Consider the following 26883-nt stretch of genomic DNA (forward strand, 5'->3'; position numbering starts at 1 on the left):
CGCCCCTGCTGCGTCTTCCGCATGACGGGATCGAGGGAGTTGGTCGATGGGCGGGCGGGCGGACGACGGGCGCGAGGGTTACGTGTCCTTCGTCGAGAACCACCAGCACCGCCTGCTGCGCGCCGCGTACCTGGTCTGCGGCAACCGGCACCAGGCCGAGGACCTGCTCCAGGACGCGCTGCTGAAGCTGGCGCTGCGCTGGTCGAGCGTCCGCGAGGGCGACCCGGCCGCGTACGTGCGGACCATCCTCTACCGGGACGCCGTGTCCTGGTGGCGGCGCCGGCGGCGCGAGTGGCTCGCCGCGTACCCACCGGAGCAGGTGGCCCGCGACGGTGACGGCGACCTGCGGCTGGTACTGCACCGCGCGCTCGGCCAACTGCCACCCCGCCAGCGTGCGGTGCTGGTGCTGCGGTACTTCGAGGACATGACCGAGGCGGCCACCGCCGAGGCGCTCGGGGTGAGCGTCGGCACCGTCAAGAGCCAGTGCCACGCGGCGCTGCGCCGGCTCCGCGAGGTGGCGCCGGACCTGGGAGGCCCCGGGCTCGACCGCGACCGGACGAGCGGGACGGAGGTGACCCCGTGAGAGACGACGAACTGCACCGGCTGCTGACCGTCGCCGCCGAGGACGTCCGGCCGGCGCACCCGGCGTTGACGGGCTGGGAGCGGGCCCGGCGCGTCCGCCGGAACCGCCGAGCGGCCGCAGCCGCCGGGCTGGCGGTGGTCCTGCTCACCGGCGGTACGGCGCTCGCCCTGGGCCCCGCCGACCGGCTGCTCCCGGCCACGCCCGCCCCAGCAACGGCGAGCCCGGTCCCCAGCGCACCACCCGTGCAGCGGCCGCCGGACCAGCTGACCTACCCGGGTGACCCGCTCAGCCGCCTCGGTGACCCGGTGGCCGCGAAGCTCTCCGCCCGACCGGTACGCCAGGCGCTGGCGCTCTATCAGCCGGTGAACCCGGAGACCGGCGTCGAGGGCCGCATCCGGGTGCTCGGCGACGACGGGATCGTCCGCGACCTCGACGTGGTCACCCCGGCCCGGACCCGCGACGCCGAAGGGAACGAGGCCGTCCCGCTGAAGACCGGCAGCCTGTCCCCGGACGGGCGGCTGGCCGCCTTCGCGCAGACCGACGAGGTGATCGTGGTCGACCTGACCACCGCGCAGGTCCGCCGCTACCCGCTCGGCGGCTACCTGGAGCACGCGCTGTGGGCCGGCGACCGGCTGTTCGTCGGCGACGACGACACCACGTACGAGGTGGACCGGACGACCGGCATCGCGCAGAAGGTGTCGCTGTCGCCGTGGGATCTGGTCACGCCCGACCCGGCCGTCCGGACGGACGCCCTGCTGGCGGTGGGTGGCGTGCCGGGAGGCCTGGCGCTGAGCCGGTGGACCCGGCGTGGCGGCGTCACCGAGCTGGGCAGCCAGCCACTCGACACCCGTGCACTCCCGAGCGGCAACCAGGTCGACGAGTTCTACGGACGCGGCTGGCAGCGCGGCGACCAGGTGGCCCGGGCCGGCTGGCTCACCACCGGCAGCATGAGCGGGCTGGAGGGGATCGCCGTGCTGAACGTCGAGACCGGCCTGGTGACGCGCCTGCTCGACCTGGGCCGGGACCGCTGGAAGGGCTGCTGCGAGGTACTCGGCTGGGACCGCGACGGCGCGATACTGCTCCGCTACGACCCCGGCGGCCTGCTGCGCTGGCACCCGGACACCGGCGAGGTCACCGGCGTCCTCCGCGACCTGTACGGCGAGCTCTCCCTAGCGGCCAGGTGAAAGGAAGGGCCCCCTGTTAACGCCTCGCGTTGTACAGGGGACCCCTGTTAACAACCGCTCAGCTCGCCAGGCCGCCGGGCTGGTCGCCCTTCACGACGGGAGCGCGGACCAGGTTGCCCCACTCGGTCCACGAGCCGTCGTAGTTGCGTACCTTCGGGTAGCCGAGCAGGTGGCGCAGGACGAACCAGGTGTGGCTGGACCGCTCCCCGATCCGGCAGTACGCCACGATGTCGTCGTCCGGGCTGAGCCCGAGCTGGTCGGCGTAGATCGACCGCAGCTCCTCCGGCGACTTGAACGTGCCGTCGTCGTTCGCCGCCGACTTCCACGGCTTGTTCACCGCGCCCGGAATGTGGCCGCCGCGCAGCGCGCCCTCCTGCGGGTAGTCCGGCATGTGCAGCATCTCGCCCGTGTACTCACCCGGCGACCGCACGTCCACCAGCGGCCGGCCGGCGGCGACGTGGTCCATCACGTGCTCGCGGTACGCGCGGATCGGCGCGTCGTCGCGGTGCGGCACCGGGTACTCGGCACGCGGGCGGGTCGGCTTGTCCCGGGTCAGTTCCCGCCCCTCGGCGATCCACTTCTGCCGGCCGCCGTCGAGCAGCCGCACGTCCGGGTGGTCGAAGAGGGTGAAGACCCAGAGGGCGTATGCGGCCCACCAGTTGAAGTTGTCGCCGTAGAAGACGACCGTGTCGGCCCGGCCGATGCCCTTGGCGGCGCACAGCTCGGCGAAGCTCTTCGCGTCCAGGTAGTCGCGGGTCACCTGGTCGTTCAGCTCGGTGTGCCAGTCCACCTTGATGGCGCCCGGGATGTGCCCGGTGTCGTAGAGCAGCACGTCCTCGTCGCACTCGACGACGACGAGGCCCTCGTCGCCCAGGTGCTCCGCCAGCCACCCGGTGGTGACCAGCCGCTGCGGGTCCGCGTAGGACTGGAGTCGGGGATCAGGATCGCTCGGCACAGACATGATCCCCAAGGTACGCCGGATACGGTCCCGCAGACCCGGCATCCCAGATCGGATGCAGCGAATGCGGTGTGTGACACGTGACAGTGGCGAAACCCGCCGACAGCGAGGACCGACATGACCGTACGGGGACCGGGACCCGCCCCACCGCCGGTTGATTTCACCGACTTCTACCAGGCGCACTTCCACCGCCTGGCGGTGCAGCTCTACGCGTACCTCGGTGACCACGCCGAGGCGCAGGACCTGACCCAGGAGGCGTTTTGCCGGACGCTGGAGCGCTGGGAGCGGATCGGCACGTACGACGATCCGTCCGCGTTCGTCCGGCGGGTGGCCTGGAACCTCGCCACCAGCCGGCTGCGCCGGATCCGCACCGCCGTACGCCACCTGGCCCGGCAGCGGGAGGAGCACGTGCCCGGCCCGGAGCCGGACCGGGTCGTGTTGCTGGCGGCGCTCGCCAAGCTTCCGGAGGCGCAGCGCAGAGCCGTCGTCCTGCACCACCTGGCCCACCTGACCGTGGCCGAGATCGCCGACCAGGCCGGCGTACCCGAGGGGACCGTGAAGTCCTGGCTGTCCCGGGGGCGGACGGCACTGGCCCGTCACCTCACCGACCGGGAGGAGGCCCACCGTGCGTGAGCAGTTCCTGGACGAGATGTTCGCCCGGTTCGAGGCGCAGGCGGTGCCCACCTTCCGCCCGCCGGGTGTGGCCGCCGCTCAGCGGCGGGTACGCGATCGGCGGCGACGCCGCCGCGGCCTGCTCGCCGGAATCACCGCCCTGCTCGTCGGCGGCCCGGCCGGGGCGCTCGCCGTGGCCGATCACGACCCCACTCCCGTCCCGCCCGTGCCGCCGGCACCCACCGTGACCGCCGGCCCGGCCCTGACCGAGCAGAAGGTCACTGTCGCGGAGGCGGCCGGCGGGCTGCGGCGGCTGCGGTTCGTGGACGCCCGGCACGGCTGGGCGCTGTTCGACACCTGCGACCGACCCGACCAGGTGACCCAGGGGTGCCGGCGGACGCTCGCGCGGACGACCGACGGAGGGATGACCTGGCAGGGGCGGGAGCTGCCCTCGGCGAAGAGCTCGTCCCAGCTGTACGCGGCCGACGACCGGACCGCGATCGTCATCTCCGGCGACGAGTACGTGACCACCAGCGACGGCGGCGCCTCCGTCGCGAGCAGCACGCTGCGTTCGCCGTCGCGCGACGCGCAACGGGCATGGGCCACGGCCAGCGGGTACCGGCTGGTCTGCCCGTCGCCGGACGGGAGCTGCGAGGGTGTCCGGATCGGACGGGTCGGCGGAGGGAAGGTGGGTCAACCGCCGCTGGCCGCCGGCGACGGCGCCGGTTCGGTCCATGTGCTCGAGGGCGGGGACGGGCGCGTCTGGGTGGCGGTCGTCGATTCCGATCGTGTCGTCGCCGCGGTCAGCGCCGACGGGACGGCGTCCTGGCGGCGGCTGCCGGCGGTCAAGGGAGCCGGTGCCCTGCTGCTCTCGCCGGACGGCGGCGACGCCTGGCTGGTCGGGTCGACGGCACCCCAGCCGGTCTGGCAGTTGATCGACGGCCGCTGGCAGAAGCGGGGCACCCTGCCTGCCGACGCCTACTCGGTGGCGGCGGCCGGCGAAGGCCAGCTCGTGGTCACCGGTGCGAACGGCGGGGCGGGTGTGTGGCGGGACGGCCGCTACGCCGACCTTCCCGAGCTGAGCGACGCGCTGGAAGTGGAGGAGGGCTTCGCCACCCCGGCCACGGTCGAGGTGGCCCGCGACGGCACCATCACCTTCACCCAGGGCGCGACCTGGATCCTCGGCTCTCTGAAGACCCGAACCTGGACCGAGTTCTCCTGAGCACCGCGCGAGCCGGTTCACCAGGCACGGGTTGGTGAACCGGCTCGCGCTCGGTCAGTCCGTGAGGGGGGTCAGGGTGGGGCGTTTGGCGGTTACCGTGTCGCCGGAGCTGCGGCCGGTCAGGCGGCGCTTGATCCAGGGGGCCATGTGCTGGGCGGCCCAGCGGAGGTCGTCGGCGCGGGCGGTCAGCCACGGCTTCGGCAGCGGGCGCTCGGGGATCAACAGCCAGTCCTCGTCGCAGCCCACCCCGAGGGCGGCCAGCACCTGGGCGGCCACCCGCCGGTGCCCGGCGGCGGAGAGGTGCAGCCGGTCGGTGCTCCACAGCATCGGGTTGAGGTACGTGTCGTCGGCGTACAGGTCGACCAGGATCGCGCCGTGCCGCTCGGCGGTCTCGCCCACCGCCCGGTTGAGCAGTTGCACCCGGGGTGCGACGAGTCGCTGACCCGGCAGCCGGGCCATCACGTCGGCGAACCGGAACAGGATCACGTCGGCGCCGCCGGAGCGGAGTCGCCCGACCACGTCGTCGAAGCGGGCGACCAGGGCGTCCGGGTCGAAGGTCCGGCGCAGCACGTCGTTGCCGCCGGCGGCGAAGCTGATCAGGTCGGGCTTCATGCCTACGGCGGCGGGCACCTGCTCGTCCACCACCCGAGGGAAGAGCCGGCCCCGGATGGCGAGGTTCGCGTACCGGAAGTCGGGCCCGACCTCGGCGGCCAGCCGGGTGGCGACGAGGTCGGCCCAGCCGCGGTAGGTCCCGTCCGGGTACGCGTCGTCCATGCCCTCGGTGAAGCTGTCCCCGACCGCGACGTAACTGCGCCAGCTCACTGAAAACCTCCTAAGGAAGGGCCCCCTATTAACGCCTCCGGTAGAGGAAGGGCCCCTTCTTAACAGCGGTAGTTTCGCACCGCACCCGCCGCGCGCGGTGCCCGCCGGTGCCGGAACGTGGCGGAGGTCATCGCGGGCCGTCGACCGCCGGCCGGCGGTACGGTCCCCAGGCCACGAAGCGCTCGAACAGCTCACGCGGCGTGGGCCCGTCGTGCGGGTTCAGCCGGAACAGGTCGTGCGTCGCCTCGTGGTAGAGCCCCGACAGGTATATGGCGAGATCCACCGGGCGGTCCGCGTACTCGATCTTGAGCAGCAGCCGGGCCTCCGCGCACGGCCACGGCCCGCCGCACGCCCGGCACACCCACAGCGGGCGCAGCGGCAGGTGCGGCGGCCGGTCCGCGGGATAGGCGCGGGGCCGGTCCGGGTGCGGCCCCAGCCGGGGTACGGGGAGACCGCCGCCGATCACCACCGGCCCCCGTTCGCCCGCCACTCCTGGGCCCGGGTGAGTCGTCCGGGACGGCCGGGACCCATGGTCGGGAGGACCCGGGTCGGTTCGCGCATCCAGTCGGGCAGGTTGGCGCCACGGGCTCGGCGCGGCAGCGGGGGTGGTGGCACCGACACCGGGCACCGGTACGCCGGTCGCCCGGCTCGCCACCGGCGGAACGGGTTTCGCATCGCGGCCTCCTCGACGACGTGAAACGGGGCCGCCCGGAACGTGCGCGGGCGGCCCCGCGTCGGTCCCGCCCCGTCCCCTCGGGTCGGCTGGAGCGGGACCGCTGCGTGACAGTCTGGTGAGGACAGGACTACGGTCGGAAGGCATCGACGGTGGCCGTGGCGCGGCTCGGGGAGCGGGTGCGCCGCGCGGCCGACGCCCGCTGACGTTTCCCGACGACTGTGGAGGAACTGTGGAAGGTGAGCCCACCTCGGAGCTGATCCGGGCACAGCTACGCCGGGCGCGGATGAACGCCGGGCTGAGTCAGGAGGAGTTCGGGAAGCTGGTCCACTACTCCGGCTCACAGGTGTCGGCGGTCGAGTTGGGTCAGCGCCCGCTGGACCGGCTGTTCCTCAAGCGCGCCGACGAGGTGCTGAACACGGATGGCCTGCTGACGTCACTTCTCAAGATGGTGGAGCGGGCCGGCCAACCGAGTTGGTTCCGCCCGTGGCTGGAGGCCGAGCGCGACGCCCGGCAACTCCGCTGCTACCACCCGACGCTGGTTCCCGGTCTGCTTCAGACCGAGAACTACGGCCGGGCCGTCATCCGGGCGGACGGCATGCTGAGCGACGGCGAGGTGGAGAGGCGACTGGCGATCCGGATGGATCGGCAGGCCATCCTCGACCGGCCGGAGCCGCCCCAGCTCATCGCGGTGCTCGAGGAGAACGTGCTGCGCCGGGCCGATGAGAGTTTCCGGGGCCTGATGGTCCAGCAGATAGCTCACCTCGTCGACCGCGCCGAGCAGCCGCACATCGGGGTGCACCTCATCCCGGCGGAGATCAGCATCCACGTTGGGCTCTCCGGTCCGTTCACCCTCGCCCGAGGTGCCGACGGCGGCTGGGCCGGCTATCTGGAGAACCAACTCGACGGCACCCCGGTCGACAAAGATGAGGACTTGGCTACTCTTCACGCGAGGTGGGAGGAAGTCCGCAGCGAGGCGCTGCCCCACCGGCAGTCGGTCGAGCTGATGAAGGAAGTGATGCTGTCATGGAGCTGACCGGCGCGATCTGGCGCACGGCCACCCGCAGTGGCAACAGCGAGTGCGTCGAGGTGGCCGACAACCTGCCCGGCGTCGTCGGCGTACGCGACAGCAAAGACCCGGCGGGCCCGGTCCTCACCTTCACCCCGCACACCTGGCGCGCCTTCATCGCCCACGCCAAGCACCGCTGACCGCCGTCGTCAGGCTCGGAGCGGGTCGACTGCCGATGTCTACGAGACGTCGAAGAGACGCAAGCCGTCGTACTCGGCGAAATCGGCATAGTCCTTGCCGTTGAAGGTCGCCAGCGGCAGCCGGTCAACCAGACAGCAGGCCGCGATCCACGAGTCGTTCGCTGGACGGGGCCGCCCACGATGCTGCGCCCGCGCCTGAAGTTGGCCCCAGGCCGTAGCCACCGCTTCGTCAAAGGGAAGCAGCACCACGCCCGACCGCCACTGCGCGAGATCAGCCAATTTGCGCGGTCCCCAACTTCGCAATGCGGTCACTTGGTCAACTCACCAAGCGTGACGAACGTGATGCACAGGGTCTTACCAGCCAGTCGGGCACGAAGCGGTCGGGCAGCCGGCCCCGTAGGATTGCGGACGCGACGTCGGTGTCCAGGACGACCAGACTCACGCGGCGCTGGCCCGGCGGGAGGCGCACAGGTCGGCGAGAAAGTCGTCCAACTCGTCGTCAGACTCGAACAGGTCGGGCCGGGCGAGCTCGTCGATGGAGGTCACCGGTCGAACACCCTGCCGGCGGGCCAACTCTTCCGCCGGTACGTGTTCGGGGCTCGGCCACTCGGACATCCGCTCAGCGTTGCTCGTCATCAGCGCTCACCTTTTCCGCCCACGTCGGTTCTCATTATCGCACGCACCGGCCCGGCAAAACTCTTTCAGCGGACCTGACGCACCCAGACAGTGGCGGTGCCATCACACTCGGAGCCGTTGCGCTCGGTGACGCGACGGCTCCGATCCGGGACTTCTCCGGGCAGGCAAGGAGTTGCCGTTACGCCGGAAAGCCGGTGCCACCAAACGACGGCACCGGATGCCCGGTGACTGGCGGCGTCAGGACCGGGGCGGCGAGATCCTGGTGAGCCCCCAGGCGATCAGGCCGGCGACCGCGCCCACGATCACCCCGGTGAAGAGGCTGCTGATGGCGGCACCCGCCCGGAGGATCGTCTCCTGCGCGCCCGGGGCGAGATCGGTCAGGTTGCCGCCGAGGCGGGGCGGCTCGTCGCCGAAGGCGACGTCCCACAGCAGCTGGTGGGTCACCCCCAGCAGGACTCCGTAGAACAGGCCGACGACGAGCAGGGTCAGGAACGGGTTGGGCACCCGCCGGGCCAGGACGACCGCGATCCACACCACCGGGGGTACGACGACCAGCAGCAGGTTCACGAAGGTGCGCTCGTGCACGACGCCCAGGTCGTGGAGCACCACCCGGGGCAGGCCGAGCAACGCGAGCCCGAGCAGGGTGAGCAACGGCAGCCCGAGGGTCGGGCGGGACGGTGAAGTCACGTTCGGTGAGGTCATGACGACAAAGCTAAGAACGGGCGAGCCGGGTGACATCGGCCTGCGATCGCGTCGTCGGTACGTCGGAGAGCGACACCGGCATCGCCTCTCGACGACTCCGGCACGGCCCCGCAGCGCCGTACGCTGACCTGGTGGTTGGCCAGCGCAGCGAGCGGGAGGGACGACGCGGGATCCGCCCCTGGATCATCGATGTCCTGATCGGCGCCGGCGTCGCGGTCACCGTGTCCGTCGTGATCACCGCCAATCAGGGCGGCCGACAGGAGCCGGACCCGGTCGCCTACCTGTGGGCGGTCGGGCTGGGCGCGCTGATGCTCGCCCGCCGCCGCTACCCGGTGATCGTGCTCGCCGTCAGCGTGCTGGGACTTTTCGCCTACTACGCCGCCGGGTACCCGGCGGTCGGCCTGGCCGTACCGGTGGCCGCCGCCCTGTTCTCCGCCGCCGAACTCGGCCGGCTCGCCGCCGCGACCGTCGCCGCCGTCGTGGTGACCGTGGTGTCGGTCGTCTTCCGCCTGGCCGAGGGGCAGGACTTCTCGCTCGTCGTCGGGTACGAGCTGGCCGGGCACGTCCTGCTGATGGGTGCGGCGATCGCGCTCGGGGACAGTGTGCGGGCCCGGCGGGCCGCGCAGGCGGACGCTCGGCGGATCGCCGAACTCACCGCCGAGCGGTACCGGCACGAGGCGGACGCCCGCCTCCAGTCCGAGCGGATGGCGATCGCCCGGGACCTGCACGACTCCCTCGGCCACACCACCTCGGTCATCGCCCTGCACGCCGACGTCGCCCGGGAGGCCCTCGGCCGCGACGACGCGGCCGTACGGTCGGCTCTGGACCTGATCCGGTCCACCGCCACCAGCAGCATGGCCGACCTGCGCCGGACCGTGGCGCTGCTGCGCTCCCGGGAGGACGCGCGCCGGACCGTGGTGTCGCTGTCGAACCTGGAGACGGTGACGGAGGCGGCCACCGCCGCCGGCTTCGACGTGGACGTCGAGGTACGCGTCGACACCGACCTGCCGTCCCCGGTGGAGGCCGCCGCCTTCCGGATCGTGCAGGAGGCGGTCACCAACGTCGTCAAGCACTCGACCGGCAGCCGCGTGCAGATCCAGGTACGGCAGGACGCCGACCACCTGACGCTCGCCGTCGCCGACGACGGCACCGGTGACGGCACCGCCGCCCGGGCCGGGCACGGTATCGCCGGCATGCGGGAGCGGGCCGAGGCGCTGGGCGGCACGTTCAACGCCGGGCACCGGGACCCCGGGTTCGTCGTTCGGGCCGCCCTGCCCCTGGCGGTCCAGTCGTGATCAGCGTGCTGGTCGTCGACGACCAGGACCTGGTCCGGGCCGGCATCCGTACGCTGCTGCGGGCCGACCCGGAGATCACCGTGGTCGGCGAGGCGATCGACGGGCACGAGGCGGTCCGCCTGGCCCGGGAGTTCCGGCCGGACGTCGTACTCATGGATGTGCGCATGCCCGGGATGGACGGCCTGCGGGCAACCGCGGCGATCCGCGCCGATCCCGCCCTCGCGGGGTGCCGGGTGCTGATCCTCACCACCTTCGACGACGATGACGACATCATCGAGGCGGTCACCCTGGGCGCCGCCGGGTACCTGCTGAAGGACACCCCGTCGGACGACCTGCGCCGCGCCGTGCACACCGCCGCCGCGGGCGGGAATCTGCTCTCCCCGACGGTCGCACGCCGGGTCATGGAGCACCTCGCCGCCACCGGTCACCGGCCCCGGCCGGACCCACGGCTGGCGCAGCTCACCGAGCGGGAGCGAGCCGTCCTGGCCCGCGTCGGGATGGGCGAGACGAACGACGAGATCGGGCGGGCACTGTTCATCAGCCCCGCGACGGCACGCACCTATGTGAGCCGGCTGCTGACGAAACTCGACGCCCGCGACCGCACCGCGCTTGCCGTCATCGCGCACCGGGCCGGGCTGAGCGACCCCGGCGCCCCACCGGGCTGATCCGACGCCGGCCGGCGGAATCGGATCGCCGCCCCCGGCGGCTCGGTCGTACGCTGCGGCAATGCTGCTACGGATGTCCACCCTGCTGCTCCGGACCCTGCGCGAGGACCCGGCGGACGCGGAGGTGCCGAGCCATCGGCTCCTGCTGCGGGCCGGCTACATCCGCCGCGCCGCCCCGGGTGGGTACACCTGGCTGCCGCTGGGCAAGCTCGTGCTCGACCGGGTCACCGAGGTGATCCGGGCGGAAATGCTGGCCATCGGCGACCAGGAGGTGCACTTCCCGGCCCTGTTGCCGGCGGAGCCGTACCAGGTCAGCGGGCGGTGGACGGAGTACGGCGACGACATCTTCACGCTCGCCGACCGGCGGGGTGCCGGGCACCTGCTCGCCCCGACCCACGAGGAGCTGGCGACGCTGCTGGTCAAGGACCTGTTCACCTCGTACCGGGACTTCCCGGTGACGGTCTTCCAGGTGCAGACGAAGTTCCGGGACGAGGCCCGGCCCCGCGCCGGCCTGCTGCGCGGGCGCGAGTTCCTGATGAAGGACGCGTACTCGTTCGACCTCGACGAGGCGGGCCTGCGGGCGGCGTACGAGCGGCACCGGGCCGCGTACCGGCGGATCTTCGACCGGCTCGGCCTGGACTACACGGTCGTGCACGCGATGTCGGGGGCGATGGGCGGCTCCGCGTCAGAGGAGTTCCTGGCGACGGCCGAGGTCGGCGAGGACACCTACGTCGGCTGCACAACCTGCGACTACGCCGCGAACACCGAGGCGGTCACCACGCCCGCGCCGCCCGCGGGCGACCCGGAGGCGCAGCCGGCGTCGGAGGTGCACGACACGCCGGAGACGCCGACCATCGCGAGCCTGGTCGAGTTGGCCAACGACCGCCGGCTCGCCGGCCGGACCGACTGGACGGCCGCCGACACCCTGAAGAACGTCGTGCTCACGGTGCGCCGGCCGGGCGTCGACGGGACGGACCTGCTCGTGATCGGGGTGCCCGGCGACCGGGAGGTGGACTTGAAACGGGTCGACGCGGCGCTCGCCCCGGCCACCGTCGCGGTCTTCGACGCCTGGGACGAGCACCCGGAGCTGGTACGCGGCTACCTCGGGCCGCAGGTGCTGGCGAAGCTCGGGCTCCGGTACCTGGTCGACCCCCGGGTGGTGCCGGGCACCACGTGGCTGACCGGTGCCAACGAACCCGGCCGGCACGCCACAAACGTCGTGTGCGGCCGGGACTTCGTACCCGACGGCACGGTCGAGGCCGCCGAGGTCCGGCCGGGCGACCCCTGCCCGCGCTGCGAGACAGGCGAGCTGACGCTGCGCCGGGGCATCGAGATCGGCCACATCTTCCAGCTCGGCCGCCGCTACACGGACGCGTTCGCGCTCGACGTGCTCGGTCCGGCGGGCAAGCCGGTCCGCCCGACGATGGGCTGCTACGGCATCGGCGTGTCCCGGGCGGTCGCGGCGATCGCCGAGCAGCACCACGACGAGCGGGGTCTGGTCTGGCCGACGGCAGTCGCGCCGGGCGACGTACATCTGGTGGCGGCCGGCAAGGGGCCGCAGCTGGAGGCGGCGCTGCACCTCGGCGAACGCCTCGCCGCCGCCGGCCTGCGGGTACTGGTGGACGACCGGACGCACGTCTCCGCCGGGGTGAAGTTCACCGACGCTGAGCTGGTCGGCATCCCGCGCACCGTCGTGGTCGGGCGCCGTCTGGTCGAGGGGTACGCCGAGCTGCGCGACCGGTCCACCGGCGAGCGCGCCGAACTGCCGCTGGACGGTCTCGTCGAACGTCTGGTCACCGACGTGCGTGGGGTGTAGTCAGGGTGGCACGGGGTACCGCATTCCGATCGGGTGGAAACGTGTCTGGAGGGCTCTCATGACCGGTTACAAGGTCGGCGACGTGATGACGAAGCAGGTCATCTACCTGCCGGCGGAAACCACCCTGGACGAGGCGGCGAAGGTGATGAAGGAGGCGGACATCGGCGACGTCGTCGTCACCGAGGGCGCCACGCTCGCCGGAATGCTCACCGACCGCGACATCGTCATCCGGGCGGTCGCCGAGCGCAGCGACCCGGCCACCACGACCATCGGGTCCGTCATCACCCGCGAGGTGGTGATGATCGAGCAGAACTGCACTGCGGGCGAGGCGGCGGCGCTGATGCGGGAGCGGGGCGTACGGCGGGTGCTGGTCTGCGACAGCGACCGGAAGCTGGTCGGCATCGTCTCCCTGGGCGACCTCGCCATGCAACTGGACCCGCAGTCGGCGCTGAGCCAGATCAGCGAACAAGCCCCGACCGTGTGAAAGGAGGGGCCCCTTGTTAACGCCTCCGGTAGAGGAGGGGCCCCTTCTTAACACCTCCGATCCCGGCTTGGCGGCGGCGGTAGCCTGGCGGGATGCCCGAGATGCCCACCCGGCTTGCCGAGATCGTCGACGAGTTCGCCGCGGCGCCGCGCGACGTCGTGCTGGAGATGATGCTGGAGTACGCCGACGTCATCCCGCCCCTGCCGCCCGAGCACGCCGACCGCGAGGGCATGGAGCAGGTTCCGGAGTGCCAGACGGCGTTCTTCCTGCGGGCGCGGGTCACCCCGGAGAAGACCGTCGAGACGCTGTTCGACTGCCCGCCCGAGGCACCCACCACGAGGGCGTTCGCGGGCATCCTGGCCGAAGGGCTCGCCGGCGCGACCCCGGAGCAGGTGCTGGCCGTGCCGGACGACCTCTACCAGCGGATGGGGCTGGCCCAGGCGATCAGCCCACTGCGCGTACGCGGCGGCACCGCGATCCTGGCGCGGCTCAAGCGCCAGGTCCGGGAACAGACCAGTTGACCGGGGAGTTGTCCCGAGGCATGGAGATCGAGATCTACGCCGACGTCGTCTGCCCCTGGTGCTACGTCGGCAAACGCCGGCTGGAGCAGGCACTCGAGTCGTACGACGGTGACGTGACCGTGCACTACCGGCCGTTCCAGCTCGACCCGTCGCCGGCGCCCGAGCCGCTCCCGCTGCTCGACGCCCTCGCCGCGAAGTTCGGCGGCCGGGAGCGCGCGACGCAGATGGCCGAGCACGTCACCCAGGTCGCCGCCGGGGCGGGTCTCAAGCTCGACTTCCACCGCGCCATCGCCGCAAACACCTTCGACGCACACCGGCTCGTAGCCTGGGCGACCGCACGGGGACGCGCCGGCGAGACGGTCGAGGCGCTGTACCGGGCGCACTTCAGCGACGGCGTCGACGTCGGTTCCCGCGCGGCACTGGCCACGCTCGCCGGTGCGGTCGGCCTGGACGCCGCCGAGGCGCGCGCGTTCCTCGACTCCGACGAGCGGGCCGCCGACGTCCGCGCCGCGTTGGCCGCCGCGCGGCAGCTCGGCGTCACGAGCGTCCCGACGTTCGTGCTGGCTGGACGGTACGCCGTGGTCGGCGCCCAGGAGCCGGAAACCCTGCTCGGCGCGCTCACCGAGGTCGAGCAACGCGAAGCGGCCGCCTGAGGCGATGTTTCACGTGCAACCAGATCGATTCCGATAGCTGCGCCGTCAGACCGCCAGGCCCTCCAGCACGACGGCGTGCGGCAACGCCCCGACCGCCGGGCCGGGCAACGCGATCTTGCTGTGCCGTACGCCGGAACCGATGATCACGTGCGGGGTGGCGACCACCCGGGCGTCGACCAGGATCGGCCACTGCGCCGGCAGGCCGACGGGCGTAATGCCGCCGTACTCCATGCCGGTCAGCTCGACCGCGTCGGCCATCGGCGCGAAACTCGCCTTGCGTACGTCGAGCATCCGCCGGACCACGCCGTTGACGTCGGCACGGGTGGTGGCGAGCACGACGCAGGCCGCGTACCGGACGACGCCCTCGCGTTTGCCGGCGACCACCACACAGTTGGCCGACTCGTCGAGGCGCACCTCGTACGCCGCGCAGAACGCCGCCGTGTCGGCCAGGTCGGCGTCGATCGGTGCCACCAGCACGTCGTCGACGTCAACCGGCGCTTCGGCGGGCCACTGCCCGAGGGCGGCGGCCACCGGCGCGGCGAGCAGGTCCGGCCGGCTACGGGCCGGTTCGGTCTTCAGCGTCCCCATCACGGTTGCGATCCTCGCACCCGGCGGTGGGTGGCGTTGCCCGAGGCGTTAACAAGGGACCCTTCCTCTACCGGAGGCGTTAACAAGGGGCCCTTCCTTGCACCTCAGCTGCCGGTGAGGAAGCCGTTCTCGCGAAGCAGGGTCCGGTCGCGGTGGGCGGCCAGTTCCTCGGCTCGCTCGGCCTGGATCCGGCGCACCTCCATCTCCTCCAGGGCGTGCCGGATCGCGAGGCGGATCACGCCGTAGAGGAAGACGAAGCCTCCGACGTACAGAATCACGGTGGTGACCAGGGTGAACATGGCGTCACCGTAGGTCGGACGTGAACCGGTGGAACGTTCACTTTGCGCGGTTTCCCCCGTACGTGTCGCTCAGGTACTCCGACCAGGTGCGCAGCCCGTGCGGGCCGGCGTCGGTGACCAGCCCGCCGGCGCGCAGTTCCCGGCCCAGCCGCCCCGGTACGCGTACCGGCAGCAGCCGCCGCCGGGTTCCCCGGGCCGTGTTCCACGCCCGCACCGCCTCGTCGAAGCGGAGCACCTGCGGCCCGCCGTACTCCTCGATGCCGCGCAGCGGGCCGGCGGTGAGCCTGTGCACCAGCCGCTCCGCGACGTCGCGCGGGTCGACCGGCTGGGCGACGATCGCCGGGTCCCCGATCACGGGGCCGAGGCGGCTCGCGCCATGCAGCAACTCGTCAAGGAACCCACCGAACTGGGTGGCGCGCAGCACCGTCCACGGCACCGGACCGGCGGCCACCACCTGCTCGGCGGCGAGCTTGTGCCGGTAGTACGGGATGGGCACCCGGTCCACCCCGACGATCGAGACGTGGACCAGGTGCCGTACGCCCGCCGGTCCGGCGGCGACGACCAGCCGGCGGGTGCCGAGCACGTCGACCTGGTAGGTCTGCCGGCCCTTCGGCTGCGACGCCAGGTGCAGGACCGCGTCGACGCCGGCGACCGCCTCGGCCAGCCCGTCGCCGGTCGCCAGGTCCGCCGTCACCCACTCCACCGGTGGCTCGTGGCGCGCGTGCCGGCTCGTGGCGCGCACCGTCCACCCCTCGTCGAGCAGCCGGGGCACCACCACGCGCCCGAGCCGTCCGCCCGCTCCGGTCACCAGGACCCGCATGCCGTCCTCCTTCGAATGCGCCATGCCCGACCGACGGTGCCGCCCGGGCGTCCGTGACGCGACGAGACCCAGGTCACCGCCGCAGGTCGAGCACGGTCAGCAGCAGGAACAACGCGATCACCGCCTCGCTGATCACCCACGAGTGCCGGTCGGCCCAGTCCCGCATCCGGGGCAGGACCGCGGCGGCCCGCGACCCGAGCAGGAGCAGCGCCAGCAGCGGCAGCGCGAGCAGCAGCACGGTGACCAGCACGAACGGCAGCAGGTGCCACCACGGCAGGTCATGCCGGGCGGTGCTCGCGCCCACGCTCAGCATGGTGAGGTCGTCGGTGGGCATGGCCCCCAGCAGCAGCGCCGCCAGCCGGGCCGCGTACGCCGGGCCGGCCCGCTGCAGCCTCCCCAGCCAGGACGGGGGTCCCGACCGCCGGCGCCGGAACACCACCACCGCTAGGACGACCAGCACGGCCAGCACGAACCAGTCGATCCCGGTCTCCACGGTGCGCCGCCCCGCTTGGCCACCCGCGGTCAGGTTGACCTTCACCGTGCGGGTGACCAGCCAGCTCAACGTCGTCCCGCCGGCCACCACGAGGGCCGCCCCGCCGAGGTACCCCACCGATGCGGCACGGGGCCGGTCGGCGGACGCGAGGAACACCGCCGCGACCAGAGGGGTCCCGGCGACCATCACGACCGCCAGCGGGAACGTGCCGACGAAGTCCATCCCCCGCCATCCTCGCCGCGGGAACCCGTCACCGGGCCGGATCAGCGGATCAGGGCGACGGCACCACGCGCCGGGCCAGCAGGGCACCGACCAGCGCCAGCCCGGCGGCGACCGCCAGCGTGCCGGCGAAGCTGCCCGGGCCGGGCGCGGCGCCCGCGGCGAGCACCGCCCCGGTCAGGGCCAGCACGGTCGCCGCGAAGAGCGAATCGCCCAGTTGCAGGGACGAGCTGTTGCGGCCCTGCTCGCCCGGGGCGGACAGCTCCAGCGTGAGCGCCGACAGCGACGGGTAGAGCAGCCCCATCCCGAGCCCCGCGCCGGCCCAACCGAGCACCGGCAGCCACACCGGCACCGCGGGCACCACGGCGAGCGGCACCACGGCGATCCCGACGGTGATGCAGGCGAGGCCGGTCGTCGGCAGGGTCGCCCGGGACCGGGGCACCGGCACCCGGCTCTGTGCCCAGGAGCCGGCCGACCAGGCGAGCGCGCCGACGGTGAGCACCAGCCCGGCGGCGGTGGGCGACAGGCCCCGCTCGCGGGAGAGCATCAGCGGGATCACCACCTCGGCGCCGACGAACGCGGCGGAGGCCAGCCCGCGCAGCCCGATCACGGTGGGTAGCCCGCGAGCCGCCCGCAGGAACCCGGCCGGAAGCAGCCATGGCGCGCTGACCAGCAGGCCGGCCAGTGCCGCCGCGGTCAGCGCGACGGCGGTGGTGCCGCGCTGCTGCCCCCCGACGTGCAACAGTGCGGCGCTCACCGCCGCCCCGCAGGCCCAGCCGACCCGGCCCAACGCGCCGGCCGGGGCGGCCACCGCCGGTGCCGCGCCGATCGCCCGCAGCCCCGGGTGCACCAGCAGGCCCGCCGGTACCGCCACGGCCGGCACCGCGAGGAAGACCCAACGCCATCCGACATGCTCCACCACCAGGCCGGCCACCGCCGGGCCGACCAGCGACGGCACGACCCACGCCGCCGCGAACGCGGCGAAGATCCGCCGGTGCAGCCGCTCCGGGTACGCCCGCCCGACGACCACGTACAGCGCCACCGACAGCAGACCCGAGCCGAATCCCTGCACCACCCGACCGACCACCAGCGCACCCATCGACGTGGCGCTCCCGGCCACCACCAGGCCCACCACGAACCAGGCGAGGCCGTGCCACATCGGCCCACGCGGCCCGCGCATGTCCGACCAGAGGCCGGAGAGCACCATGGCGAGCACTCCCGCCGCGAAGGGACCGCCGAAAACGAGGCCGTAGAGGGCCAGGCCGTCGAGGCTCCGCGCGACGGTGGGCATGGCGGTGCCGACCGCCAGCGCCTCGAACGCGAGCAGGGACACCAGGGCGACGCTGCCCACCGTCATGGCCCGTAGCCGGGGTGCGAACAGTCCGCCGGCCGGGGCCGGGGGAGCCGGCGACGCCACGGTGGTGGTCATGCCGCACCCCCCGCCGTCCGCCACGGATCACGGCACGCGCGGGAGAACCGCCAGTTGACCAGCACCTGCCCAGCGTGCGACCTCAACCGCGGTTCAGGTCAAGGGTGACGTGGCTCGCTCACGCGGACTGCAGCGCCTCTCCGAGCCCCTGTGCCAGACCGGACATGTGCTGGTCGGCGAGCAGGTGGCCGGCGGTCACCACAAGCGCCAGCGGCCACTCGATGACCTGGAGTGCGGCGAGCACGCCCACTCCCGCGTAGTACGCCAGCTTGTCCGGCGGCGGCACCGCCACCTCGCCCAGCAGCGGGATCTCCACCCGGCGGGTGAAGACCCGGACCATGTCCCGGTTACCGCTGAGCTCTCGTGTCAGCGTGCTCATTCCAGCCTCCCCGATGACGGTGACCGACCCCTCGGCATTCCACGTCCGACGGGCGTCCATGCCGGCCAGGCCGGCCGAAACTGCCCTGCTCAGCGGGGCATAACGGACGGCCGGGCGGGAAGCCAGGCCGCCGGGAGACACGGCCGTGTGGGAGGCGAGATGGCGTACGGCGGGAGCAGCGGCACCGGGGGGTCGGACCGGCACCTGTCCGGTCGTACGCCTCGATGACCCCGCTGGGCCGCGTCGCCGGCCGCCTGCTCCCACCGGTCGCGGTGCCGCAGCTGGTGGGTGGGGTGTCGCGCAACCTCGGATCCGCCGCGGTCCGGGCCGCCCGGCTCGCCGGGCTGACCCGCCGCCGGGTCTGGTCCCGGCCGGGCCGGCACCACATCGAGGTCCACGGCGTCTGCCAGGACGGCGGCGACCTGCTCGCCCGACAGGTCGAGGCGGCGCTGGAGCGGATGCCCGGCGTCTCCTGGGCGCGGGTCAACGCCCCCTCCGGCCGGGTGGTGGTCGCCGTCGAGTCGCCCGAGCCGAAGCTGCGCGACCTGATCGCCACGGTGGCCCGCGCCGAACGTAGCTGCCCCCACGAGCCGGACCCGGAGATCCCGCCGCCGCATCCGCCCGAGGAGGGCCCGCGCACGCCCCGTACGCTGGGCGCCCTCGCCTCCGACGCGCTCGGCCTGACCATCTCCGCCGCCACCCGGATCCTGCCGTTCACCCCGGTGCCGGGCGAGGTGGCCGGTCTGCTCGGCGCGGTCGACCTGCACCCGAAGCTGCACGCCCTCGCCAACCGGGGGCTGCGCGCCGATCCCCGCGCCGATCTGATCTTTCCCCTGGCCGAGGCGGTCGTGCAGGGCCTTACCGGCGGCTGGACCGGCATCGTGCTGGACGGTGCCCAACGGGTCGTGCAGTGGGGCGAGGCGAGGGCGCAGCTCACCGCGTGGGCGAAGGCCGAACCCCGGCTGACCGGCGACCCGGAACGCGCGGTCGCCCGCGTCCCGGACGGGGAGCGCCCCCGCCCCAAGCCGGACGGGCCGGTCGAGACGTACGTGACCCGAATGCTGCACGCCGGAGCGGTCGCCGCGGCCGCCGCCACGCCGCTGGCGGGCGGCAAACGGGCCGCAGCGCTCGGCCTCTCCGCGCTGCCGAAGGCGCCCGGCGCCGGCCGCGAGGGGTACGCCGCCCAGCTCGGCGCCCTGCTGGCCCGGCGCGGCGTCATCGCGATGGACCGCAGCGTGCTCCGCGAACTCGACCGGATCGACACGCTGGTACTGGACGCGGCCGTCCTCGGCTCCGACCGGGGACTGCTCGCCGACCTGGCACCGCTCGGCGACGGCGACCCCGGCGCGGTGGCCGGACGGGCGTTCGCGCTCTTCGACCCCGACCGGCCGGACGCCTGCCACCGGGACGGCGACTGGCGCCTCGGGCCGGTGGGCACGCTCGGCGCGAACGACCCCGGCGACACTCCGCACAGCAGCCGGCTGCGGGCGGCCGGCGGGCGGGTGCTCGGCCTGGCGCACGGCGACCGGCTGGTCGCGGTGCTGCGGGTCGAGACCGAGCCGGCGCCCGGTGTGGACATCCTGCCGGCTGCCGCCCGACGGGCGGGACTGCGGCTGGTCGTGGCCGGCGAGGACCCGGACCGGTACGACTTCGCCGACGCCGTCCTGCCCGGCGGGGACCGGCTCGCCGACACCGTACGCCGGCTGCAACACGAGGGCGCGGTGGTGATGCTGGTCTCCGGCGACCGGGCGGCGCTCGGTGCCGCCGACTGCGGTCTGGGCGTGAGCGCGGACGTGGACCTGCCGCCGTGGGGCGCCCATCTGCTGGTCGGCACCGACCCGCGGGTGGCCGCGCTGGTGGTGGAGGCGGCCGGCGTGGCACGGCGGATGACGGCGCAGAACATCCGGCTCGCGCTCGCCGGCACCGGTCTCGGGGCGCTGTCCGCCCTCACCGCGGACCGGAGGCAGCTCCCCGGCCGGACCCTGGCCGCGGTCAACGGGAGCGCCGCGCTGGCGTTCGCCAACGGGGTGTGGCGCGCCCACCACCTGCCCGACCCGGCCGCGACGCCCGCCCCACGGGCGGCGGTGCCCTGGCACCTCATGCCGGTGGACACCGTCCTCGACCAGCTCCGCAGCACTCCCGACGGGCTGGCGTCGGCCGAGGCCGCCCGGCGGCGGTCCGGCGCGGGCACCGACGGCGGCGCGCCCGCCACCCTGCTCCGCGCGTTCCTCGACGAGCTGGCCAACCCGCTGACCCCGGTGCTCGCCGCCGGGGCCGTGCTGTCCGCGTCCTTCGGCTCGCTCATCGACGCCGCCCTGGTCGGCGGCGTCGTCGGCGGGTCGGCCCTGATCGGTGCGGTGCACCAGCGCAACACCGAACGGTCGCTGGCCGAGCTGCTGTCCCGGTCGGCGGTGACCGCCCGGGTACGGCGGGACGGCGCGGACCATCTGGTGCCCGCCGACGACCTGGTTCCCGGTGACGTGATCGTCCTCGAACCGGGTGACGCCGTGCCGGCCGACTGCCGGGTCCTGGAGGCGACCGGGCTGGAGGCCGACGAGTCCTCGCTCACCGGCGAGTCGCTGCCGGTCGCCAAGACGGACCAGCCGGTCGCGGCGGCGGACGTCGCCGAGCGCCGGTCAATGCTGTACGAGGGGACCACCGTCGCCGCCGGCCACGGCCGCGCGGTCGTCGTCGCCACCGGTCAGGAGACCGAGGCCGGACGCAGCCTCGCCCTGGCCCGGCACGCACCACCCACCGGCGGCGTCGAGGCGCGGCTCGGCGGGCTCACCCGTACGTCCGTACCGCTCGCGCTCGGTTCGGCCGTCGCGGTCGCCGGTGCCGGCGTGGCCCGGGGCGTACCTCTGGTGGAGACGGCCGCGACCGCCGCGAACCTGGCCGTCGCCTCGGTGCCCGAGGGGTTGCCGTTCCTGGTCAGCGCCGCTCAGCTGGCGGCGGCCCGGCGGCTGGCCGAGCGCGGTGCCCTGGTACGCAACCCCCGCACGATCGAGGCGCTGGGCCGGGTCGACGTCCTCTGCTTCGACAAGACCGGCACGCTGACCGAGGGCCGGCTGGTGCTCTCCGGCGTCGGCGACGGCGACCGGTACGCCACCGTCGACCAGCTCGACGACCATCTCCGAACGGTCCTCGCGGTGGCGCTGCGCGCGACTCCGGACGCCGACGACCCGGAGCAGCTGCCCGAGCAGACCGACCGGGCGGTACGCCGGGCGGCCCGCGAGACCGGCACGGCCGAACAGACGGGCGCGGCGGCGTGGCAGGCGGTCGGGGTGCTGCCCTTCGAACCGTCCCGCGGCTACCACGCCACCATCGGCGCCTGCGACGGTGGCCTGCTGCTCAGCCTCAAGGGGGCGCCGGAGACGGTGCTGCCCCGCTGTGTGAACCGGCGCACGGAGGCCGGCGTGGTGCCGATGGACGAGGCGGTCCGGGCGGCGGTGCAGCGCGACCTGACCCGCCACGCCGGCTCCGGGCAGCGGGTTCTCGCGATCGCCGAGCGGGCCGTCGACCACGAGACGGTCACCGACCAGGACGTGGGCGACCTGACCTTCGTCGGCATCCTCGCGCTGGGCGACGGGATCCGGGCCAGCGCCGCACCGGCCGTCGCCAGCATCCGCCGGGCCGGCGTGCACACGGTGATGATCACCGGCGACCATCCGGCGACCGCCGAGGCGATCGCCTCGGTGATCAGCCCGGGCGACGGTCAGCGGGTGGTGACCGCCGCGGAACTCGACGACCTCGACGACGAGGCGCTGGCCGGCCGGCTGGTCACCACGGACGTGGTGGCCCGGTGCACGCCCGCCCACAAGGTACGGATCATCCAGGCGTTGCAGGCCTGCGGCCGAACGGTGGCGATGACCGGCGACGGCGCCAACGACGCGCCCGCCATCCGCCTCGCCGACGTCGGGATCGCCCTCGGTCAGCGGGGCACCCCCGCCGCCCGCGCCGCGGCGGACCTGGTCGTGATGGACGACCGGCTGGAGACCATCATCGCGACCCTCACCGAGGGGCGGGCGATGTGGTCCTCGGTCCGGCACGCGCTGAGCATCCTGGTCGGCGGCAACCTCGGTGAGATCGCGTTCAGCATCGTCACCGCCGCCGTCGACGGGCGTTCCGCGCTCAACGGCCGCCAACTGCTGCTGGTCAACCTGCTCACCGACCTGGCGCCCGCGCTGGCCATCGCGGTCCGGCCGCCCCGCCCGGAGCACAGCGACGCGCTGCTCCGCGAGGGGCCGGACACCTCGCTCGGCGCGACGCTGGACCGGGAGATCGGCGTCCGCGCCACCTCCACCGCCATCGGTGCCACTGCCGGCTGGGTCGCCTCCCGGTGGCTGGCGGCGTCCCCCCGCCGGGCCGGCACGGTCGCCCTGGTGTCGCTGGTCGGTACGCAGCTCGGCCAGACCCTGCTGGCCGGCGGTGCCACCCCCGGTGTGCTGCTCTCCACCGCCGGTTCGGTGGGCGCGCTCGTACTGGTCGTGCAGACCCCCGGCCTCAGCCAGTTCTTCGGCTGCACGCCGCTCGGGCCGGTCGCCTGGACGGTCGCCACCGGCTCCGCGGTCGGCGCCACACTCGCCAACGGCGCGGTCGCCCGGCTGGTCGAGCGGCTGCCGATGCCACCGCACCCCGGCACCGACCTGCTGCACCGCCTCCGGCTGTGGCCGGGTGCGGGGCGGCCCGGTCCCGACGGGTCCGGCCCGGACGGGTCCGGTCCGGACGGGCAGCACCCGGCCGCGGCGACAACCCCGCTTGAGGAAGGAAGGGTCCCCGGTTAACGCCTGGCGTTGTACCGGGGACCCTTCTTAACGAGCTGCGCGGACCGTCAGCCACGCTCGGAGATGGCCTCGATCAGGTCACCCACCGGGCGGTCCGGCAGGGACCGGGCCACGTCGGCGACCGCCACGATGCCGACGAGTTCGTGCCCGTCGATCACCGGCAGCCGGCGCACCTGGTGCTGGCCCATCGTGCGGAGGATCTCCGTGGCGTCGTCGTCCGCGCCGATCGTCACCGCCTCGCCCTGGGCCAGTTCGCCGGCGGTGACGCGGCCCGGGTCGCGGCCCTCGGCGAGCACCTTCACCACGATGTCCCGGTCGGTCAGCATGCCCTTGAGCCGGTTGTCAGCGCCGCAGATCGGCAGCGAACCGACACCCAGCTGGGCCATCTGCTTCGCGGCCATCCGCAGGTCGTCCTGCTCACGGACGCAGCTCACGTCATGCGTCATGATCTCGCGTGCGGTCGGCATGGTACGACACCTCACTTTCGGGGGGTTGTTGCCGTTTCTCCTACCCCGACGTGCCGCAGGCATGCGGCAGACATGTGCGGCGGCCCGGCGGGAAAGCAGCCGCCGGGAGGTGGACCGAGATGCCCTTCGTCCAGATCATCGAGTACGACACCGATCGGCCCGACGAGGTCCGGGCGCTCAGCGAGGAGTGGGGACAGCAGCAGCTGGCGAACGCACCGGCCCGGATCACACTGGCCGAGGACCGGGAGCGGCCCGGGCACATCGTGATCGTCGCCGAGTTCGACAGCTACGAGCAGGCCATGGCGCACAGCGACCAGCCGGAGACCGGCGCGTACGCGGAGCGCATGCGCCGCCTGGCCCGGGCCGAGCCGCGCTTCGTCAACCTCGACGTCGCCCAGCGGGAGTGAATTTGTCGGCCCGGCGCGGACCGGCCATCGGCCCGCGCCGGGCCCGTCGACCGCTCGGCCGTCGGTCGCTCACCGCCAGGTGGCGGCGGCGCGTCTCAACCGGTCGTTGATCGCCCGGCCGACCCCCACGTCAGGCACCGGCTCGACCACGATCTCGTCGACGCCGGTCCCGTCCAACCGGTGCAGCGCGTCGAACAGCCGCGCCGCCGCCTCGGTCAGGTCACCACGCCCGGAGAGCACCTCCACCGCGGCCCAGTCACCGGAGGGCCGCTCGCGGAAGGCCAGGAAACCCCGCCGGGCGCCCTCGCCGGCCGCCGGCTCCGCGCCCGCGGCCAGCCGCAGCGGCGTACGCGGGGCGTAGTGCGCCGCCAGCGTGCCGGGCGCCACCGGCTGCCCCGAGCTGCCCGACCGTACGCTCACCGGCCCGACCGCCTCCTCCAGCGCCTCCACCGGCAGCGCCCCCAGCCGCAGCACCACCGGACGGTCACCCCGCACGTCCACGATCGTCGACTCGATCCCGCAGCGGGTCGAGCCACCGTCGAGCACCACGTCCACGGCCGCACCCAAGCCGCGTACCACGTGCTCGGCCCTGGTTGGACTGAGCTGCCCGAACCGATTCGCGCTGGGCGCCGCCACCGGCACCCCGGCCGCCGCGATCAGCGCCCGGGCCGCCTCGTGATCGGGCACCCGCACCGCCATCGTCTGCAACCCGGACGTGACGATCGGCGGAATCACCGCCGGCCGGTCCACGATCAGCGTCAGCGGTCCCGGCCAGAACCGCTCGGCCAGCGCCGCCACGGCCGCCGGCACCGCCCCCACCAGCTTCTCCAGCTCCGCCGCCTCCGCCAGGTGGGTGATCAGCGGGTCGAAGCTCGGCCGCGCCTTGGCCTCGAACACCCGGGCCACCGCCCGCGCGTCCAGCGCGTTCGCGCCCAGCCCGTACACGGTCTCCGTCGGGAAGGCCACCAACCCGCCGGTACGCAGGACGGACGCCGCCTCGGCGATGCCGCTGTCGGCGGGCAGGACTCGCGGGGTGCTCACACCTCGACGCTAGCCTGCCGGCCCCGCGTACCCACCGCCGACCCGATCGGCGGCCCGACGCCTTACCTCGATCGGCTTAGGAGCTGTAGCGCCGCGAGGACGATGGTCCCAGCCAGCGCGACAAGCACGAGCACAGCGGCGCCGCGTACGACGACGCGGACTGAGCGGCTGCCTCCGGTGCCGGCAGCGAGGCGGCCGGTCATCTCCGACCGGGCGTCGATCGAGTACGGGTTCGTGCTCGGATCGACGTAGCTCTGCGTCAACCAGTCACGCTCGGGATCCCGGTCCTTAATCGTGCCCATGCCTCTCAGTGTGCATCCCAAGGAGGGTCGGCCGTCTCGCGCAGGGCGGTATGCAGAACCTGGGCCACGGCGTCCTTGTCAGGCGGCGCGCGGCGGCCTGTCGAGGGCCGCCTTGAAGATGTCGCCTTGGTCGGCTGCACCAGCATCAGCCGGTTCACCGTGGCCTTCTCCGAGAAGACGCTGGCAAAACTGCGTCGCACAACAGCCGGACGGGCCAAGTGACGTTGAAGTACTAACCAGGACGACAAAGTATCGCCGTACGCCGTCAGCCTCGTCCTAAGGACAGTCACCTGACGCCAGCCGGTCCGACGACATCGCGTCGGGTCCGCTCTTCGAAGGTACGCGCACGTCGCCGCAGCGCTGGATCAGCCGACAGCCCGTTAGAGACGACCAGGCCGCGTTGATTATTACTATCCGTGTGCAGGCATTGCCAGCCAATACAGGGTGGCACGAAAACAACAAGGCGAGCTTTCATGAAGCCATCTGCCTTGCTAGGATCAAGATTCGTATTGACAGGTCTGGAAAGGATTGATATGCGAGTTGAACGGTTGGTCGCAGGGTTGATGGCCGTCATCACTGCCGTGATGGGGTTAAGCCTCGGGACTGTCTCCCCCGCTGCGGCTGCGACCGAAAACGGTACCTGGGTCGCTTACGGCAGCACGAACCCGATCACGTCCAGCTCGGCCACGTGGCGTTGCGGCTCCAGCAAGACAGTCGCCACCAATGTTCTGGCGCAGGTCTGCGCGATCAGGTCGGCAGGCGGAGTACATATGCAAGGAGCCGTAATTATCCGGAACAACCGATCCAACTCCTTCGGTGCCAGCGCATTCGTGCGTCTAGTCACTTACACACACATCCACGGCGCTTGGGCATGCTCGTCATCGGCGATCGGGGCGAACGGGTGGACGGTGTGTTTCGGCCGGACTATCGGCTACCAGTCGGTACAGGCGCAAGGGAGCGCTAATACTACTGAACTGGGGTACTCGCCATGGCTCTGAACCGATGGATTCCTTGAAATGACGTGAGTCCTGTGAGGTTCCAACGCCCTATGGTTAACTGAAGCGCCAGTCCGGGTTTGCCATGATGACGGAGAAGGGGTGCTCGTCATGTGTGACGAGCACCTTTCGTCGTTGAGCGTGACAGGAGGTCAACCGCCGACAGATTCAAAAGCGTTGCGAGCCACTGCTTGGGGTGGCGGTCAGACACAAGCCTCTACCGAAACGTGCACCCTACAGCACGGCGGCAATCGGCTGGCGCACCCGCCAACCTCCGTGTCTCGCCGGGCCTCGAAACGCCACGGCCGGGCGGTACCGCTGAGGCTCGTCGGTCCGTTCCACCAGATCGCGTGGTCCTGGGCAGATACCGTTGCGCGGTCGTCGCCTGGTCCTCGACGTCGATCGGTCCGACCGTCTCCAGCTTTCGACGGCACGTCTCCGCGATCCATCTCGGCGCAGTACTGGCGCCACTGCCGCAGCAACCTGATGCTTCGGTCTGTTCTCCTCGTAACCCCTTTACGTCCATAGGAGGGTCTGTCAAACGAACGGTGTAACTCGGGTTGTTGACGGCTACTTGCGGCCTGCGGACAGGCGTCCTTCGAAGGCGATGTCGAAGGCGTTCAGG

General features: G+C 73.0%; 29 protein-coding genes. 14 read left to right on the top strand and 15 right to left on the bottom strand.

The window, feature by feature from the left end; all coding sequences use genetic code 11:
- Window positions 1-46 precede the first annotated feature (46 nt).
- Window positions 47-583, top strand: coding sequence for a SigE family RNA polymerase sigma factor (locus ABTW87_RS26110; RefSeq protein ID WP_350653635.1), 537 nt, complete (start codon window positions 47-49; stop codon window positions 581-583).
- Window positions 580-1767 carry a hypothetical protein gene (locus ABTW87_RS26115; RefSeq protein ID WP_350653637.1) on the top strand — a complete coding sequence of 396 codons (1188 nt, stop codon included), beginning with the start codon at window positions 580-582 and terminating at the stop codon, window positions 1765-1767. The genes ABTW87_RS26110 and ABTW87_RS26115 overlap by 4 nt, the downstream gene beginning before the upstream one ends.
- Window positions 1768-1825: 58 nt before the next feature.
- Here ABTW87_RS26115 and ABTW87_RS26120 read toward each other — a convergent pair whose 3' ends face one another.
- Window positions 1826-2728 carry a sulfurtransferase gene (locus tag ABTW87_RS26120; RefSeq protein ID WP_350653639.1) on the bottom strand — a complete coding sequence of 301 codons (903 nt, stop codon included), beginning with the start codon at window positions 2726-2728 and terminating at the stop codon, window positions 1826-1828.
- Window positions 2729-2842: 114 nt separating this feature from the next.
- Between ABTW87_RS26120 and ABTW87_RS26125 the strand changes: the two genes are divergently transcribed.
- Both ABTW87_RS26125 and ABTW87_RS26130 read left to right on the top strand, forming a co-directional pair.
- On the top strand, window positions 2843-3358 hold the full coding sequence (locus tag ABTW87_RS26125; protein WP_350653640.1) for an RNA polymerase sigma factor: 516 nt from the start codon (window positions 2843-2845) through the stop codon (window positions 3356-3358).
- Entirely contained in the window at window positions 3351-4559 is a 1209-nt protein-coding gene (locus tag ABTW87_RS26130) for a beta propeller repeat protein (RefSeq protein ID WP_350653642.1), read from the top strand. Before ABTW87_RS26125 ends, ABTW87_RS26130 begins: the two co-directional genes overlap by 8 nt.
- Before the next feature lie 54 nt (window positions 4560-4613).
- On the opposite strand, the gene ABTW87_RS26135 is transcribed toward ABTW87_RS26130, so the two are convergent.
- Both ABTW87_RS26135 and ABTW87_RS26140 read right to left on the bottom strand, forming a co-directional pair.
- Window positions 4614-5381: an SGNH/GDSL hydrolase family protein gene (locus ABTW87_RS26135; RefSeq protein ID WP_350653643.1), complete on the bottom strand. Its 768-nt coding sequence runs from the start codon at window positions 5379-5381 to the stop codon at window positions 4614-4616.
- A gap of 127 nt (window positions 5382-5508) precedes the next feature.
- Window positions 5509-5871, bottom strand: a complete 363-nt coding sequence (locus tag ABTW87_RS26140) for a hypothetical protein (RefSeq protein WP_350653644.1) — start codon at window positions 5869-5871, stop codon at window positions 5509-5511.
- Window positions 5872-6286: 415 nt separating this feature from the next.
- Between ABTW87_RS26140 and ABTW87_RS26145 the strand changes: the two genes are divergently transcribed.
- Window positions 6287-7090, top strand: a complete 804-nt coding sequence (locus tag ABTW87_RS26145; protein WP_350653645.1) for a helix-turn-helix domain-containing protein — start codon at window positions 6287-6289, stop codon at window positions 7088-7090.
- Window positions 7081-7263, top strand: a complete 183-nt coding sequence (locus ABTW87_RS26150; protein ID WP_350653646.1) for a DUF397 domain-containing protein — start codon at window positions 7081-7083, stop codon at window positions 7261-7263. Before ABTW87_RS26145 ends, ABTW87_RS26150 begins: the two co-directional genes overlap by 10 nt.
- Window positions 7264-7302: 39 nt before the next feature.
- On the opposite strand, the gene ABTW87_RS26155 is transcribed toward ABTW87_RS26150, so the two are convergent.
- The 3 genes from ABTW87_RS26155 to ABTW87_RS26165 form a co-directional block, all read right to left on the bottom strand.
- On the bottom strand, window positions 7303-7542 hold the full coding sequence (locus ABTW87_RS26155; RefSeq protein WP_350653647.1) for a PIN domain-containing protein: 240 nt from the start codon (window positions 7540-7542) through the stop codon (window positions 7303-7305).
- A gap of 159 nt (window positions 7543-7701) precedes the next feature.
- Window positions 7702-7899, bottom strand: a complete 198-nt coding sequence (locus ABTW87_RS26160) for a hypothetical protein (protein ID WP_350653649.1) — start codon at window positions 7897-7899, stop codon at window positions 7702-7704.
- A 237-nt stretch (window positions 7900-8136) separates the two neighbouring features.
- Window positions 8137-8601 (bottom strand): hypothetical protein, encoded by a 465-nt coding sequence (locus ABTW87_RS26165; protein ID WP_350653651.1) that lies wholly within the window; start codon window positions 8599-8601, stop codon window positions 8137-8139.
- A gap of 131 nt (window positions 8602-8732) precedes the next feature.
- On the opposite strand from ABTW87_RS26165, the gene ABTW87_RS26170 reads away from it, so the two are divergent.
- The 6 genes from ABTW87_RS26170 to ABTW87_RS26195 all read left to right on the top strand — a co-directional run bounded on the left by ABTW87_RS26170 (window position 8733) and on the right by ABTW87_RS26195 (window position 14035).
- Entirely contained in the window at window positions 8733-9896 is a 1164-nt protein-coding gene (locus ABTW87_RS26170) for a sensor histidine kinase (RefSeq protein WP_350653653.1), read from the top strand.
- Complete coding sequence (locus tag ABTW87_RS26175; protein WP_350653655.1) at window positions 9893-10561, top strand: response regulator; 669 nt, start codon at window positions 9893-9895, stop codon at window positions 10559-10561. Before ABTW87_RS26170 ends, ABTW87_RS26175 begins: the two co-directional genes overlap by 4 nt.
- 61 nt (window positions 10562-10622) lie before the next feature.
- Window positions 10623-12377, top strand: coding sequence for a proline--tRNA ligase (locus ABTW87_RS26180; protein ID WP_350653657.1), 1755 nt, complete (start codon window positions 10623-10625; stop codon window positions 12375-12377).
- A 58-nt stretch (window positions 12378-12435) separates the two neighbouring features.
- Window positions 12436-12861, top strand: a complete 426-nt coding sequence (locus ABTW87_RS26185) for a CBS domain-containing protein (RefSeq protein ID WP_350653659.1) — start codon at window positions 12436-12438, stop codon at window positions 12859-12861.
- A gap of 92 nt (window positions 12862-12953) precedes the next feature.
- Entirely contained in the window at window positions 12954-13382 is a 429-nt protein-coding gene (locus tag ABTW87_RS26190; RefSeq protein WP_350653661.1) for a SufE family protein, read from the top strand.
- An 8-nt stretch (window positions 13383-13390) separates the two neighbouring features.
- The gene (locus tag ABTW87_RS26195; protein ID WP_350653679.1) at window positions 13391-14035 is read left to right on the top strand and encodes a DsbA family oxidoreductase; all 645 of its coding nucleotides are present in this window, start codon (window positions 13391-13393) and stop codon (window positions 14033-14035) included.
- Between the two features lie 45 nt (window positions 14036-14080).
- Here ABTW87_RS26195 and ABTW87_RS26200 read toward each other — a convergent pair whose 3' ends face one another.
- The 6 genes from ABTW87_RS26200 to ABTW87_RS26225 form a co-directional block, all read right to left on the bottom strand.
- A complete protein-coding gene (locus ABTW87_RS26200) occupies window positions 14081-14623 on the bottom strand; it encodes a YbaK/EbsC family protein (RefSeq protein WP_350653680.1) in 543 nt (180 codons plus the stop codon).
- 104 nt (window positions 14624-14727) lie between these two features.
- Entirely contained in the window at window positions 14728-14922 is a 195-nt protein-coding gene (locus ABTW87_RS26205; protein WP_130321024.1) for a hypothetical protein, read from the bottom strand.
- 37 nt (window positions 14923-14959) lie between these two features.
- On the bottom strand, window positions 14960-15766 hold the full coding sequence (locus ABTW87_RS26210; protein WP_350653663.1) for an SDR family oxidoreductase: 807 nt from the start codon (window positions 15764-15766) through the stop codon (window positions 14960-14962).
- Between the two features lie 49 nt (window positions 15767-15815).
- Entirely contained in the window at window positions 15816-16457 is a 642-nt protein-coding gene (locus ABTW87_RS26215; RefSeq protein ID WP_350653664.1) for a GAP family protein, read from the bottom strand.
- 49 nt (window positions 16458-16506) lie between these two features.
- On the bottom strand, window positions 16507-17883 hold the full coding sequence (locus tag ABTW87_RS26220) for an MFS transporter (protein ID WP_350653666.1): 1377 nt from the start codon (window positions 17881-17883) through the stop codon (window positions 16507-16509).
- 118 nt (window positions 17884-18001) lie between these two features.
- The gene (locus tag ABTW87_RS26225) at window positions 18002-18262 is read right to left on the bottom strand and encodes a hypothetical protein (protein WP_350653668.1); all 261 of its coding nucleotides are present in this window, start codon (window positions 18260-18262) and stop codon (window positions 18002-18004) included.
- 224 nt (window positions 18263-18486) lie between these two features.
- Between ABTW87_RS26225 and ABTW87_RS26230 the strand changes: the two genes are divergently transcribed.
- A complete protein-coding gene (locus tag ABTW87_RS26230; RefSeq protein WP_350653670.1) occupies window positions 18487-23046 on the top strand; it encodes a cation-translocating P-type ATPase in 4560 nt (1519 codons plus the stop codon).
- Between the two features lie 47 nt (window positions 23047-23093).
- On the opposite strand, the gene ABTW87_RS26235 is transcribed toward ABTW87_RS26230, so the two are convergent.
- A complete protein-coding gene (locus ABTW87_RS26235; RefSeq protein WP_350653672.1) occupies window positions 23094-23513 on the bottom strand; it encodes a CBS domain-containing protein in 420 nt (139 codons plus the stop codon).
- A gap of 119 nt (window positions 23514-23632) precedes the next feature.
- Between ABTW87_RS26235 and ABTW87_RS26240 the strand changes: the two genes are divergently transcribed.
- Complete coding sequence (locus ABTW87_RS26240; RefSeq protein WP_350653674.1) at window positions 23633-23920, top strand: hypothetical protein; 288 nt, start codon at window positions 23633-23635, stop codon at window positions 23918-23920.
- Window positions 23921-23989: 69 nt separating this feature from the next.
- Here ABTW87_RS26240 and ABTW87_RS26245 read toward each other — a convergent pair whose 3' ends face one another.
- Together ABTW87_RS26245 and ABTW87_RS26250 are read right to left on the bottom strand one after the other, a co-directional pair.
- Window positions 23990-24943 (bottom strand): L-threonylcarbamoyladenylate synthase, encoded by a 954-nt coding sequence (locus tag ABTW87_RS26245; RefSeq protein WP_350653681.1) that lies wholly within the window; start codon window positions 24941-24943, stop codon window positions 23990-23992.
- An 80-nt stretch (window positions 24944-25023) separates the two neighbouring features.
- Complete coding sequence (locus ABTW87_RS26250) at window positions 25024-25263, bottom strand: hypothetical protein (protein ID WP_350653676.1); 240 nt, start codon at window positions 25261-25263, stop codon at window positions 25024-25026.
- Window positions 25264-26883 lie beyond the last annotated feature (1620 nt).

The sequence above is a fragment of the Micromonospora sp. NPDC126480 genome, from assembly GCF_040302465.1.
Lineage (GTDB): Bacteria > Actinomycetota > Actinomycetes > Mycobacteriales > Micromonosporaceae > Micromonospora.

Excerpts from the sequence above, each read along its gene's own strand:
- ABTW87_RS26220 (WP_350653666.1), bottom strand. The coding sequence starts at position 17,883 with ATGACCACCACCGTGGCGTCGCCGGCTCCCCCGGCCCCGGCCGGCGGA.
- ABTW87_RS26250 (WP_350653676.1), bottom strand. The coding sequence starts at position 25,263 with ATGGGCACGATTAAGGACCGGGATCCCGAGCGTGACTGGTTGACGCAG.
- ABTW87_RS26240 (WP_350653674.1), top strand. The coding sequence starts at position 23,633 with ATGCCCTTCGTCCAGATCATCGAGTACGACACCGATCGGCCCGACGAG.
- ABTW87_RS26165 (WP_350653651.1), bottom strand. The coding sequence starts at position 8,601 with ATGACCTCACCGAACGTGACTTCACCGTCCCGCCCGACCCTCGGGCTG.
- ABTW87_RS26125 (WP_350653640.1), top strand. The coding sequence starts at position 2,843 with ATGACCGTACGGGGACCGGGACCCGCCCCACCGCCGGTTGATTTCACC.
- ABTW87_RS26210 (WP_350653663.1), bottom strand. The coding sequence starts at position 15,766 with ATGGCGCATTCGAAGGAGGACGGCATGCGGGTCCTGGTGACCGGAGCG.
- ABTW87_RS26185 (WP_350653659.1), top strand. The coding sequence starts at position 12,436 with ATGACCGGTTACAAGGTCGGCGACGTGATGACGAAGCAGGTCATCTAC.
- ABTW87_RS26160 (WP_350653649.1), bottom strand. The coding sequence starts at position 7,899 with ATGACGAGCAACGCTGAGCGGATGTCCGAGTGGCCGAGCCCCGAACAC.
- ABTW87_RS26150 (WP_350653646.1), top strand. The coding sequence starts at position 7,081 with ATGGAGCTGACCGGCGCGATCTGGCGCACGGCCACCCGCAGTGGCAAC.
- ABTW87_RS26230 (WP_350653670.1), top strand. The coding sequence starts at position 18,487 with ATGACCCCGCTGGGCCGCGTCGCCGGCCGCCTGCTCCCACCGGTCGCG.
- ABTW87_RS26205 (WP_130321024.1), bottom strand. The coding sequence starts at position 14,922 with ATGTTCACCCTGGTCACCACCGTGATTCTGTACGTCGGAGGCTTCGTC.
- ABTW87_RS26180 (WP_350653657.1), top strand. The coding sequence starts at position 10,623 with ATGCTGCTACGGATGTCCACCCTGCTGCTCCGGACCCTGCGCGAGGAC.
- ABTW87_RS26110 (WP_350653635.1), top strand. The coding sequence starts at position 47 with ATGGGCGGGCGGGCGGACGACGGGCGCGAGGGTTACGTGTCCTTCGTC.
- ABTW87_RS26235 (WP_350653672.1), bottom strand. The coding sequence starts at position 23,513 with ATGCCGACCGCACGCGAGATCATGACGCATGACGTGAGCTGCGTCCGT.
- ABTW87_RS26200 (WP_350653680.1), bottom strand. The coding sequence starts at position 14,623 with ATGGGGACGCTGAAGACCGAACCGGCCCGTAGCCGGCCGGACCTGCTC.
- ABTW87_RS26190 (WP_350653661.1), top strand. The coding sequence starts at position 12,954 with ATGCCCGAGATGCCCACCCGGCTTGCCGAGATCGTCGACGAGTTCGCC.
- ABTW87_RS26225 (WP_350653668.1), bottom strand. The coding sequence starts at position 18,262 with ATGAGCACGCTGACACGAGAGCTCAGCGGTAACCGGGACATGGTCCGG.
- ABTW87_RS26215 (WP_350653664.1), bottom strand. The coding sequence starts at position 16,457 with ATGGACTTCGTCGGCACGTTCCCGCTGGCGGTCGTGATGGTCGCCGGG.
- ABTW87_RS26120 (WP_350653639.1), bottom strand. The coding sequence starts at position 2,728 with ATGTCTGTGCCGAGCGATCCTGATCCCCGACTCCAGTCCTACGCGGAC.